Origin of the sequence: Mariniflexile litorale (assembly GCF_031128465.2) — a bacterium.
GTDB lineage: Bacteria > Bacteroidota > Bacteroidia > Flavobacteriales > Flavobacteriaceae > Mariniflexile > Mariniflexile litorale.
In genome coordinates this window covers 2,138,157-2,150,829 of sequence record NZ_CP155618.1, presented here as the reverse complement: position 1 = coordinate 2,150,829, position 12,673 = coordinate 2,138,157, and the positions used below count along the sequence as shown (strand labels likewise).

Here is a 12,673-nt window from a genome sequence, read left to right as displayed (position 1 = left end):
AAATATATTTAGTTTGTTAATTTAACATCTCATGTTAAGGGTTTTCTTTGGTGTATGAATTCCACACTTTTCTATTCTTTTTTTCAAACAGTTCTTGAATTACCTCTGTTGAAATAGCGTCTTTCGGTTTAAATGCATCCGATGTCATATATTGTAAAATACTTTTATACAACTGTTGAGACACGATTCCTTTTTTGCTTTTTTCATTTAAATTAACACTACATACTATAAGCTTGCCTTTATGTACATTAGCTTCAAAAAGCATTCCCAATTTACGATTTAGAAACCATGTATCTATAGGCTGTACAATAGGTCTAAAATTAGACGGGAAGTTTTCTAAATTCATAACCTGCTGATTGTTCACTATTTCCCACCATTGAAAATCAGAATAATAATCAGTTGGAAAATTTTTAAAAACAGGATGTTTATCTTTTATTAATAATCCTGTTGTATGAGGAGGTCTCATTTTAAACCAAGATGTGTTCCAAAATACGGGTGTAAAATATTGCACCACATCTTTACCATTTTCTATATTACCAGAAGCCAATAATAAAACCTTTTCTCCATTTTTAAGTTTATCAATAGCTTTTTGATCTAACTCATTACAGATGTAAACTTCAGGGATCCTGATTTTAGAGTTATCTTCAGGGTACACCCAGATGTTCCATTGGTTTGAATACGATCCAAGTGTTACTTTTAGCGTTAGTTTTTCTGCTTTTCTTATGAAATTTAAAGGAAGATTTATATTTCCGATAGGATTACCATTTCCTATAGGAATCGCATTATTATCTAAAAAACCTGATTTTATGATGGTATGCTCCTCATTTGATAATTGCCACTGTGGTTTCAATTCTGTAAGTTCTGTTCCACTAAAATTAGCAACCTCAACAGACGCTGTCAATAATTCTGTAGTACTGAAAGTGAATTTTGGTAACCGGAGCAATGGTACAACTTGGTTGTTAAACGCTTTAAACTCTTCGGCTGAAATATATCCTTTTTCATCCCAAAAAGCATCTAAAACACCTACTAAGGCAGTCCCTTGACCCGAAAAATCATTTAACCCTAAAAGCTGAAACCCTGCCAAATTAGGAGTTCTTAATGTTGCTTCGATTTCTTGTTTATAGCATGAAGCTTGTAATTTTCCTGATGCCATTAAAAAATCATGAGCTTGATCGCCCATACCATTATCAGCAAGATCTTCTTTAAATAATTCGAAGTTTTTTGCTTTTAAAACACCTGTATATTTTTCAATTTCTTTAAAATTTGGAAATGCACACCATTGTCCCATTTCAAAAGTCACATAAGGTCTGTTTTGGTTTTCGGTTTTATCCCTATAATCAAAAACACTTTCAGGTTGCGTCCTTTTCCATTCTAAACCACGCGGTGGAGAACGTACTATAAAATCACTATTTTCGATAATGGCCCAACTTCTTCCAGTAGAAGCCCCTGTAAAAACACGCTGAGGATCATAGGTTCTAAAATGATCTACCCAATTTTCTAAATACCCAACATAATGACCTGAGGGTTCATTCCCATAAGCCATCATGCAGAAAGATGGATGATTCCCATATGTATCAATGATACGTTTTGTTTCGTCCATTAAATAGTTGTCAATTGGCTTTCCGTCACCTAATGTAACAGAGTATTTTGCCCAACTGGGCCCTTCTACCTGCAAATAAATACCAGCTTTATCTGCAGCTAAAAAAGCAGCTTCTGGAGGACAATATGAATGAAAGCGCATATGGTTTAATCCAAAGGATTTACATATTTTAAAAATGCGGGCCCATTCTTTTTCATTAGTTGGTGGGTATCCTGTTTTTGGAAAAACACTACAATCTGTTGTACCTCGAAGAAATATAGGCGTACCATTGATCGTAAACTTTTTTTCCTTAATACCAAAGTCTCGCATTCCAAAAATTTCATTTTTCACATCAAGAACATCATTTTCATCTTGTAATGTTACAGTCATTTTATAAAGATTTGGATTAAATTCACTCCATGTTTTAAACGCTTTTCCCATTGGAATTGCAACTGTCATATCGTTTTCTGAATTTACAATTTCAAAATCTTGTGACTCTATAGAATGTTTGTGATTTACACCTTCGATTTTGATAGACAGCTTCGCTTGTCTATTCAGAAGTTTTTCACTTAGACTAATTTTAGCAGAAACTTTTGATTCTTTAACACTTGGTATAATTTTTACTGAATTGATGTGAAATTTATTAGTTACTGCAAGGTAAATATCTCCAACAACACCGTTCCAATTACCCTGGGTGTGGTCGGATATACTATGAGAATTTATTCCAACATCTAAATCTCTTATCGCATTATCCACCTGAATAGTAACGAGATGCTTCCCTGGTTTTAATTTACTATTAATGGTAAAAACATGTGGTGTAGACAAACTATTTTCATTTCCTAAAAACAACGTATCTATCCAAACTTTAGTTTGCCAATGTGGTCTTTCTAAAAATAATGAGATACTTTTATTCTCCCAATCTTCAGGAATATCAACTTCCTTTTGATACCATGCTGCACCTACGTACCGCTTTGTTGGTGTTAGCCAAAAAGGAAATTTCAAATCACCTTCTCGCCTATATTTTTTCATTGTTGGGTTAAAAAACCAAGTACTATCATAAATGGAACCTGTCCACTCAGTCTTAAGAGTAGGAACCTTTCCGATGTCATTATCCCGTAATGATCCTGGTAATTGTAAAGTTTTATCAAATTTTTCTAAAAACCATTTTTTTTCTATACCCACGTTAGCACTATCCAGCCTATATTCCCAATTATCTGAAAGGCTTATAGTTGGATTTGAAGTTTTACTTTTACAACTTAAAATGAAAACAGACCAAATTATTAGTATTCGTATGGACATAATGAGTTTTGGTGTTTTTAATGAATTGTTAGGTTTAATTACTAATTTTCAGGAAAGAAATACGAATTTTTACTTCTAATAATTAATTTTTAATCTAAATGAAAAACTTCTTTTAAAGGGATTGTAACAGGTGAATTATCGGGATTGGTTTCCATAATATCTGCCATATATGCCCACCATTTTTTTACGATAGGATGGTTAGGCAAATAGGCTTCGTCAAAGTCCTTACTTATTTTTTGAACCGCAAAAAGTGTTAAGGTTTCTTCATCTAAAAAGATCGAATAATTAGAGATACCAGATTCTGATAATAAAATTGAAAGCTCAGGCCATATAACATCATGTCTTTTTTTATACTCTTCTTCAAATCCTACTTTTAATTTCATTTTAAAAGCATTTATATAGCTTTGTTTTTTCATTATATTAAAAAAATTATTTTAGTTAGTAATTAATACTCTCCTTGGTTGAATCCTGCATTTACCTGTTTATCATCTTTTGCAAATTGCGCTTCAATTAACAACTTCATTTCGGCTAAAACGGCAGGGTGTTTATCTCTAACATTATTCTTTTCTTCAGGGTCTGAATCTATATTAAATAGCTGATAAATGGTTGGTTGATTTTTATTATTTCGTTGTCTAACCAACTTCCATGGTTGGTGAATAATGCTTTCTTGTATATGTCCTCGAACATATATATCATGATTCGTCGCCACATTACCATCTAAAACAGAAGGCCAAATATTGACACCCTCTACGTCCTTAGAGATTTCTGACCCAGCAAGAGAAAGAATCGTAGGCATAATATCAGTAACAGATATATAGTTAGTATTTATTTGTGATGTTAATTGATTTTTCCAGTACATTATAGCTGGTACGCGAATAGCCCCTTCATAATTAGATTTTTTAAAATCTCGTAAAGGCTTGTTACTTCCTAATACAGGATTTGGACCATGCTTTAAATCATATTCTTTGGTTGGATACCATTCTTTTTGCGCTCCATTGTCACTTAAAAATATAACTAAAGTATTTTCATCAAGTTTTGATTGTTTTAGCGCTTCCATAACGTTTCCAATAGCTTCATCTAAGTGAGACATGGCCGCTGCATAATCTCTGCGAGAATCATTTTCAATACTCTTTAAATATGGTGCCTTCCATTTCTCTTCCTCTTGTAATGGATAATGGGGAGCACTATAGGCAAGTTGGAGATAAAAATTTTTGGTTGTGTCTCGCTTTTTAGTTAACCAGTTAATGGCTTCATTTGTAATTAAATCCGTAGCATGTCCTTCCTCCTCTATAAAAGCATCATTTCTATACCAGCTTTTATCACCATTTTTGTACACATGCGTATATTGATCTATTTGCCCATGTAAAAAACCATAAGAATAATCAAAACCGAATGCATTAGGTCCGTTTGCGATATCTAACCCTAAATGCCATTTACCTATTAGAGCATTTTCATAATTGTGTTTTTTTAATGCCTGAGGTAAGGTTGTTATTGAATCTGGCAATGTTTTTTTGCTTTTACCGCTAATTGGGGCAACAATACCAATTCTACTAGCAGGCATACCTGTTAACAATGATACACGAGAAGGTGAACACGTTGGGTTTGCATAAAACCTATTAAGTTGCACTCCGTTATTTGCTAACCAATCAATATTGGGAGTATTGATTTCAGAGCCATTGTAGCCTACATCATTCCAACCAGCGTCATCGGCGATGATTATTAAAACATTGACACCTTGTTGCAACGTAGCTGTTTTATTTTCTAAGTTTTTACAAGCACTTAGAATACTAATTATATAAACGCAAAAAACATACTTTAAAAACTTCATTTAAAATTATTTTTGAATAAGGTCATATTTGGTATAATCTCAAAGATATTGGTTTAAATTTTTATTTGTGTCCTGTACTATACTGTACCTCTTTTATGACATAAAAAACGCTATAGTAAAATTTACTATAGCGTTATGAATAATCAAAAAAACTTACTTTTAGTTATATCCTGGGTTTTGCCAAGCGGCTTTTTGTTCGTCAGATAAATTATTTCCATCGTCATTTAGCAATCCGTCAATAAATGTTTGAGGAATTGGACGAAGTTCGTGTTTATTAGCAGTAATATTAACTGCTTCTGGGTTAAAAGCTTTTGCTCGTTTAATTAAAGTTCCTGTACGAGATAATGTTTCCCAACGTTGCCATTCTCCCAGCAATTCACGAGTACGTTCATTTAGAATAAAATTCAATGCACGGTCGTAATCTGTTGTAGCTCCTATTTTAGAAAGAACGTCCTCATCTTCAGCTGGCAAGTTATTGGGGAACGCTGTTAATTCTAAGTTTGATGCAGCTGTAGTAACAGGAAGAGTAGGATTCGATAAATAATATGTATTCATATTTAAATTCGAATTGGTGTAATTAGTAGCGGCTGATCCAGTATTTAACGTATTATTTTCAAACGCTTGTGAACCATCACTATAAAATGATCTATTTTCTCCTGATTTCCATTGTGCACGGTTTCGAACAACGTTTATATCGCTCATGGCATTTCCATATTGTCCCAAACGAACGTAGCATTCTGCACGCAGAAGATAGGTTTCGCTAAGACGCGCCATGGTAACATCACGATGTGCGTCCCCTTTTTCAGCAGTACGTGAACCATCATCTGTTTTATTAATTCCTGCGAAGAAATTACAAATAGATTGATTCTTGAAATTAGGAGCTACATACTGACCATTTTGATATAGCACCGAAACATTTGGAACATATTTCCCTACTTGACTTGTTAAATTCCCAGATGATTTTGTTTGACGTGATCCTACAGTCCATTCTGGCAAACGACTATTATCATCTTTCCAATTTGGACTTTGTACGTAGGCACCAAAAGTATAGCCATCATAAGTATGATCATCTTTGGTATTTAAAATCATTATAATACCTGGATCTCCAGCGTTTACACCTAAAGCATTATTAACAACATTGTTAGTTCCATAAACGGTTTTAAATGTTTTCCACATACGCGCATCATCTACATGGTTAAAAACAGAGTAGGTATACTCAGTAGGGCGACAACGTTGAAAATCCATACCACCAATCCATACGCCACGTTTAACCCAACCTCCAGAAAAACTTGAAAATTGTGGCGTAAAATAATTATAGGTACGGTTTCCAAAACGACCTTTAGTGGCCTCATCTGCATTATGACCAGCAGCCATTAATATTTCATCAAGCTGTTCGTTTGGACAGTCAATACCTGTCCAATTAGCATATAGGTCACTGTAATTATTTGTTAATGGTCCACGAGCATTAATAGCGTAAGTACACACATCAATGGCTTCATTAAAATCAGCTACTTTATATGAACTATTCCATGAATCATTTCGCTCAGAAGAACGGAATAATAGTGCTTTTGCAAGGAAATGAGCTGCAGTAGCTTTAGTCCATGTAATGCCTTTACCATAAGTAAAAATTTCACCTTCAAAATGAGTATAAGCGTTACGTAAATCCGAAATAACTTGTTCCCAACATGCTTCTTCGCTTGCACGTTCAAAATTACGAATAACTCCTTTGGCAGGTTCTGTTTGAAGAACCACACCTCCGTATTGCGCTGTTAAACGATAGTAGTTGTAGCCGCGTAAAAAATAGGCATGGGCTAAACTGCGGTTGCGTATTTCATCATTACTTATTTTGTTAGCGTTTGCTATTATGGTATTACAAGAGGCAATGCCATAATACAATTGATCCCAAAGATCACTAGGAGATGTCACATTTTTGTTAGCTGCTCCTGTTTCAGGGGATGCTCCTAATGGTCCAAAACGACTATCGTAGGTGTTCCATAATTCATTCGTTAAATCATTGGCATTTGTGAATTCGTCGGTTCCATAAAGGGTGGTTCCATAAGCCCATTCATATCCAAAATGCCAACGGATGTTGCCATAAAGGGATACAGCCAAGGCTTCAATTCCTTCAGCTGTTTCGAAGTATTCTGTCGAATATCGCGTTGTATCCTCTTCTTCAAGAAAGTCTTTTGCACAGGAGTTAATTGACAATGAAATCATTATCAAAAGTCCAATTCTTGTATGTTTTATTTTATTCATTTTTATAATTTTAAATGTTATGCATTATGCTTGATATAATGTATTGTTAATTAAATTCCAATATCAATTCCTACTGTAAAACTACGGTTGAATATTGATGAGCTCACATCAAAATCATACCAATCAACAGATTGGTATATGCTTCCAGGGTTTATAGCCTGTGCATAAATTTTTAGATTTCCCAACCCATTTTTAGAACAAAATTCTTTGGAGAAGTTATACCCTAATGAGATATTACGGATTTTTACAAATGAAGCTTTGGTGAACCCTAAAAGACCTGAGTACTTATCTTGAGAACCTGATGTAGCTTGACCAAGAATAGGTTTTTGAAATTCTGCATTAGGGTTATCTGGTGTCCAATAATCAACTTCTCGTTGGTTGCTGTGAGCAGTCATGGCCTCTCCTCCTAATGAAGCTGTGTAGCCTAAGCGTGAGTAAGTATTCATACTTAATTCAATGCCATTATAAGAAAATGTATTATTCCAACCCATGGTCCATTTAGGGCTTCTATTGCCTAATATAACACGATCTTCAATTGTCATTTCATAGTCGCCATCTTGATCTTTTGGGCGTACATTACCAGGTGTGAAATTCTCACCATTATCATTCCATAAAGCCATTTCAGCTAAATCTTCAGGTGTATTTTGCCAAATACCTTCATTTTCAAAACCATAATAAACGTTTAAAGATTCGCCTATAAACCATGAGTTATCCAACATATCGTTTTTACCATAGGCCAATTCTTCAATTTCGTCTTTTTGCCAAGCAACATTTATATTAGAATCCCAAGTAAATCCACTTACAGTTTCTATTGGAGTAAAATTAAGCGTAAGTTCGACCCCTTGATTTTTTGTTTTACCAATATTTGCAAAAGTGTTTGGGTGACCTGTTACTGTAGGTATTTTCATCTCCATTATTAAATCTTTTGTAAACGATCTATAAGTATCAAGACTACCACTAACTCGGTTATTAAATAGGCTAAAATCAACACCAATGTTATATTGCGTTGTTTTTTCCCAGCTAAGTAGCTTATTAGCCAATGCCGTTTGGTCTCTAGTATAGTAAGGTTCGTTGGTAGTGTAACCAATTTGGTTGTCTAGCCCATTAAACGGAAGATAGATTGAAGAAATATTTCCTTTTGTTGAATAAGGGTCAACTGATGAGTTACCAGTTGTTCCAAACCCTAAACGAAGTTTTAGGTTTTGAATCCAATCTACACTTTTTAGAAAGTTTTCTTGATCCATACGCCATGCTAATGCTGCTGAAGGGAAAAAGTCCCATTGATTTCCTTCTGCTAATTGCGAAGCTCCATCCCATCTACCGGATACTGTTAATAAATAACGGTTATCAAAACCATAATTTAAACGCGCCATATAAGAGTTAAGTTGGCGCTCATTTATACCAGAACCAAAACTAGCGTTGTTAGCAGTATTATTAATATCTATCGAGCCAAATCTATTCCATAATATTGATTTTTTAGGAACATTGTTAGCACTCATCGATGAACTTTCAATATTCCAAGATGATGCTGTTTGAAGCAATGTAACACCAACTTTATGAACATCCGCAAATGTGCGATTATAAGTTAACATATTATCTAAAGTCCAAGAAAAATCGCGACGATTTTGAAGTCGTGCATAATTAGTTCCTTCGCTTCCATCAGCATTTATTTTATGAGCCGATGTCCCATCAATATAAACACCTTCTCTCCAATGACGAAAATCGGGGCCAAAGTTTATTTTATAACTAAGACCTTCTAAAGCATCTATTATTTTACCTATATCGAATGTCGCAGAGAAGCTACCCAAAGCACGCATGGATTGCGACAGTTGAGTACTTTTGTTCCATTCATCTGTAATGGTGTAAATACCCGTTTCACCTCCTGGGTTAATAACTAAATCACCATTAATATCATAAGGAACTGCCATGTTATAAATAGCTTTAGCAGTACCATATATGGCATCGGGCACAGAGCCACTACGACCACCTAAAGTAGACATACCATAATCCTGTTCACTCCATGACACATTCATTGAAGCGTTTAATGTAAACCAATCAACAGGGTCTATTGTTGTACTAAGCTTTGCAGTATAACGGTCATAATACTGTCCTCTCTGTGTACCTTCATTATTTAAATATCCAAAGGAACCGTAAGCTTTCATTTTTTCTGTTCCACCACTAGCACTTATGGTATGTTCGCTAGTAATAGCTGTTTGTGTTACAAAGTCTGTCCAATCGGTATTGGTAACTTTAGATGGATCCCAAGTGCCATTTTCCCATCCTTTTAACACATTATCTCTGGAAGTTTGACCATCCAAACCACTATCAAAAATAAATGTGTCATTTGCTAAGGTAGGAGAATCTGGATGCGCATAAGTATTTGAGTCTAGATTGTAAGCAGCCCAACGACGAAATTCAATAAAATCGGCAGCACTCATTGATGGTGATCTATCAACAATATTAGATGTGGTAACCGTTCCAGAATAATTTAAACGGAATTGTCCTACTTTACCTTGTTTGGTTGTTACGATAATAACACCATTAGCACCACGTGATCCGTAAATTGCTGTAGCAGAAGCATCTTTCAGTACATCAATAGATTCAATATCTCGTGGGTTTAAAGTTTCAATTCCTAAACTTGACATTAACGGCACACCATCCACAACATAAAGAGGCGAGTTGCTTGCGGTCAAAGAGCGGTTACCACGAATACGAATAGAACCTACAGTTCCAGGACGCTGGCTACTCGTAATATCCACACCAGCGGCTTTCCCCTGTAAAGCTTCAAAAACGTTGTTTACTGGTTGTATCATTAGCTCTTCAGCACTCACGCTCGAAACGGCACCAGTAACATCGGATTTTTTTTGGGTTCCGTAGCCTACTACCACTACTTCTTCTAATTGAGATGCATCTTCTTCCATAATGACATTATAAGTAGATTTAGAATCTACTATCATTTCAGTCGTCTTCATTCCAACATAAGAAAACACTAAAACATCTCCGGTATTAGCTTTCATAGTAAAACTACCATCAAAATCTGTTTGTGCACCGATCTTCGTGTTTTTAATTATAATATTTACTCCTGGCAACGGGATATTGTTCATATCTGTTACATTTCCACTAATTTGCATTTGAGGAGCTGTTTTCGAATTAGAATCTAAATTATCCTTTAAAGCAACAAGTTTTCTTTTTACAATTACAGTTTGATTTTTAGTGAATTCAAAGGTGAAATTTATTGGATCTAAAAATTTATTCAATAAGGTACCAGCTTTAATAACTCCTTTTTTTAACGATAATTCGGGAGCTTTTTTTATCAAATCATGCCTATAAACAAACTTGTAATCGGTTTGTTCATTTATGAGCCTAAATAATTGTTTGACATTTAAGGTCATATCTGAATCAATTATGATTTCAGTATTCTGCGAAAATGCCTCTTTAGACCCAAAGGCGAATGAAATTGTACAACATAAGAAGATAAATGTTCTCATAATAGATTTTAGGAGTAAATCCTTTTTACAGGATCTCTCCCTAGTAAAATTAATTTTCATAATTTTGTCTTGGTTTTTAGTTAAACTTGGTTTTAATTGATTAATCGACTTGGAATAAGGCTATTACCTTCGAACGTGTAGCCTTTTCCTTTTTTATTTTACTATAATTATTTTTTGGTTAATTTCAAATTTTATATCCTCTTCACTCGTACCTTCTATAAGTTTTAAAATATCATGAATAGATTTGGTACGTTCTAAGACTCCCGTAAACACATAATTTTTTCGTTCTGCTGTTTCAAAAACAACATCAACATTATACCACCGAGATAAAACCTGCATCATTTCTCCTAAGGTTTCTTCATTAAAAGAAAAAACATCTTTAACCCAAGAGGTTTCTTGTGCTGCGTCTATTTCTACTATTTTTATTAAACTAGGGTTTTTGCTATTTAGTACAGACTGTTGATTAGGTTTTATAGTCTTTTTCACCTTTCCATTATTAATTTCAACACTACCATTTACTAAGGTTGTAGCAATTTCATCTTCGTCGCTATAGGCTTTTATATTAAATTCTGTACCTAATACATTAACTTCTTGATTTTTAGTGATTACTTTAAATGCATCTCCATTATGTTTTGTACTTGGTGATACTTCAAAATAAGCTTCACCATATAACAATTCAACCATACGTGTTTCACCTTTAATAAATCTTGTTGGATATTTTATTTTAGATTCAGAATTCAACCATACTTTTGTACCATCTACAAGCTTAATAAAAAACTTTCCTCCTCTAGGAATAGCTAAGTAATTGTACGAAGGCTCCTCGTTGTTATCTTTAGTTTGAGATCCTACAGATGCAATGTATAAGAGTTCTTCTCCATTACTATTCACTTTTTCATTGGCATATAATTTTCCTTTTTCAAGACTAACTTGGTTACCATTTTCTAGGGTAAGAATGGCTTTGCTAGAACCAATTTCTATGGTTTCAGTTTGTATAATACCTTTTTCTTTTTTATTAATTTGTATTAAACCCAATGTAAATAACAGCGTAAAAGAAGCTGCAACAGCAATCTTTTTATAAATGACTATTCTACGTGTTTTCTCAACTTTTTTAAGTTTTCTGTATATATTTTTTTTTGCTTCTTGCAAATCATAATCACTCATACAAGCTATCGTTAAATATTCTGCCTTTACAAAATGGTTAAAGTCAGTTTGGTTTTTTTTGTTTTTTAACCACTTATTTAATTTATCCAATTCATGTGACGCAGCTTCCTTATTAAGGAATTTAACTATTATTTTACGTGCTTTAGACTTCTTCATTTCACATGTTTCTATTATTAATTACGCACTAATTTTTCTTACCCCTCTATTTATTTGATATTTTTTTTTAGATTTGTTTGCACATTTAATGAAAAATCGCAAAAAAAATTGGATTTCAACAATAACCTTACATTAGCAACACAATTAAAACTAGGCAATACAAAAGCTTACGATTTTTTAATGGAGACCTATTATAAAAGTTTATGTCGCTATGCTTTTACATTAACTCATGATAAAGGTAAAGCTGAAGATATTGTTCAAAATGTTTTTGTAAAAGTATGGATGAATAAAAAAAATATTAATTCTCATTTTATTATTAAAAATTATGTTTATAAATCAGTTTACAACCAATTTATAGATCAATTTAGAAAAAATAAGCCAGTAATTTATTTAGAGAAGAAGTATTTAGAAGCCCTTGATTTGGTAGTTGAAAATGATTATGAAGATTTGAACGAATTAACTCAGTTGGTAAATAAAGAAATTATGAACTTGCCTCCAAAATGCAGAGAAATTTTTATACTTAATAAAAAGGATGGTTTAACACATATTGAAATATCTGAATATTTAAATATATCTATAAAAACAGTTGAAGGACATATGACCAGAGCATTTAAAGTCCTCGCAGATAAATTAAACCCTCAAATTGATGCTATTCTATTTTTGCTTTATGATTTTAAAAAAGAAATGAATCAAGTTAAATAAACAAGGTGTTTTTCTCTATTATAATCAACCTCGTGTCCAAAATATTCATCGAGAATCATCTTTAATGATTTATAAATGTGATGATTCCATTTACCTTCTTCTTGTAAAGGAAAATACAGAGCCCCATAGCTAACTAATTGCTGATAGATTTTTTTATGGCACCTCGCTTTTAACCAAGTTGTTGTTTAAAAATTGAATAATTAA

7 protein-coding genes are annotated in these 12,673 nt (G+C 33.4%); 1 reads left to right on the top strand and 6 read right to left on the bottom strand.

From position 1 onward, the window contains the following. Positions 1–34: 34 nt before the first annotated feature. From QLS71_RS09015 to QLS71_RS08990, 6 genes are all read right to left on the bottom strand, one after another. Complete coding sequence (locus tag QLS71_RS09015; protein ID WP_308991093.1) at positions 35–2,878, bottom strand: sugar-binding domain-containing protein; 2,844 nt, start codon at positions 2,876–2,878, stop codon at positions 35–37. Between the two features lie 89 nt (positions 2,879–2,967). Beyond that, positions 2,968–3,294, bottom strand: coding sequence for an L-rhamnose mutarotase (rhaM, locus tag QLS71_RS09010; RefSeq protein WP_348636619.1), 327 nt, complete (start codon positions 3,292–3,294; stop codon positions 2,968–2,970). Between the two features lie 29 nt (positions 3,295–3,323). Beyond that, entirely contained in the window at positions 3,324–4,706 is a 1,383-nt protein-coding gene (locus QLS71_RS09005; RefSeq protein ID WP_308991095.1) for an arylsulfatase, read from the bottom strand. A gap of 159 nt (positions 4,707–4,865) precedes the next feature. Continuing rightward, on the bottom strand, positions 4,866–6,962 hold the full coding sequence (locus QLS71_RS09000) for a RagB/SusD family nutrient uptake outer membrane protein (protein ID WP_308991096.1): 2,097 nt from the start codon (positions 6,960–6,962) through the stop codon (positions 4,866–4,868). A gap of 50 nt (positions 6,963–7,012) precedes the next feature. Next, positions 7,013–10,450, bottom strand: a complete 3,438-nt coding sequence (locus QLS71_RS08995) for a TonB-dependent receptor (RefSeq protein WP_308991097.1) — start codon at positions 10,448–10,450, stop codon at positions 7,013–7,015. Positions 10,451–10,603: 153 nt separating this feature from the next. Continuing rightward, positions 10,604–11,767: a FecR domain-containing protein gene (locus QLS71_RS08990; RefSeq protein WP_308991098.1), complete on the bottom strand. Its 1,164-nt coding sequence runs from the start codon at positions 11,765–11,767 to the stop codon at positions 10,604–10,606. 108 nt (positions 11,768–11,875) lie between these two features. Between QLS71_RS08990 and QLS71_RS08985 the strand changes: the two genes are divergently transcribed. Continuing rightward, complete coding sequence (locus QLS71_RS08985) at positions 11,876–12,469, top strand: RNA polymerase sigma-70 factor (protein ID WP_308991099.1); 594 nt, start codon at positions 11,876–11,878, stop codon at positions 12,467–12,469. Positions 12,470–12,673: the final 204 nt, after the last annotated feature.

What these genes read in the sequence shown, in the direction of transcription:
- QLS71_RS09005 (WP_308991095.1), bottom strand. Translation starts at nt 4,706, where the DNA reads ATGAAGTTTTTAAAGTATGTTTTTTGCGTTTATATAATTAGTATTCTA.
- QLS71_RS09000 (WP_308991096.1), bottom strand. Translation starts at nt 6,962, where the DNA reads ATGAATAAAATAAAACATACAAGAATTGGACTTTTGATAATGATTTCA.
- rhaM (WP_348636619.1), bottom strand. Translation starts at nt 3,294, where the DNA reads ATGAAAAAACAAAGCTATATAAATGCTTTTAAAATGAAATTAAAAGTA.
- QLS71_RS08990 (WP_308991098.1), bottom strand. Translation starts at nt 11,767, where the DNA reads ATGAAGAAGTCTAAAGCACGTAAAATAATAGTTAAATTCCTTAATAAG.
- QLS71_RS09015 (WP_308991093.1), bottom strand. Translation starts at nt 2,878, where the DNA reads ATGTCCATACGAATACTAATAATTTGGTCTGTTTTCATTTTAAGTTGT.
- QLS71_RS08995 (WP_308991097.1), bottom strand. Translation starts at nt 10,450, where the DNA reads ATGAGAACATTTATCTTCTTATGTTGTACAATTTCATTCGCCTTTGGG.